A 514-nucleotide genomic window follows, 5' to 3' on the forward strand; every position below is an offset into this window, starting at 1 on the left:
TGGGTGAAATGTGAACTTGAGCCAATTGCCGATCTCCGAACATTTGTAAAGCGTATTTCAAAATTAACCTCAGTTAATACTGTTCATGCGCGTGTAAATCCACCGAACCCTTTATTTGGACCTCTATGGGGAGATTTGAAAGACTACCTGAAGATACGTAAAATATCTGAAATGACGGTTGCTGAAAAAAGTGATGATGGCGGAATTTCTACGAACATAGTTAAAGTGGTAAATGAAATATCAAGCGCAAATCCACCCGGTAACGCCGAAGCCATGGAAAATGCAAAAGAGATGATGGGCGTGAAGATGGGAGCGGTTGGCGATGCAGCTCTCTTGATGGCAGCAGATGGATACGGTAGAGCCACAGTTGAAGGAAGAGAAGATGGGCAAAAGGTGGTAATAAAAACATCAGACAATCAAATAAGCTTTACGCTTGATCAAGACGCAACGCCAGATGACATTTTCTCATCCGCCCACTCAAAGCTACTAACTGTTAATAAAGAGAGGGGCCTTC

Annotated in this window: 1 protein-coding gene; it reads left to right on the top strand. The window is 43.0% G+C overall.

Annotation, left to right across the window (positions count from 1 at the left end; all coding sequences use genetic code 11):
- The coding region (locus tag MTBSS4_RS02965; RefSeq protein WP_217425487.1) for a hypothetical protein at positions 1-514 on the top strand (514 nt) is incomplete at both ends.

Origin of the sequence: Magnetospirillum sp. SS-4 (assembly GCF_902729425.1) — a bacterium.
Lineage (GTDB): Bacteria > Pseudomonadota > Alphaproteobacteria > Rhodospirillales > Magnetospirillaceae > Phaeospirillum.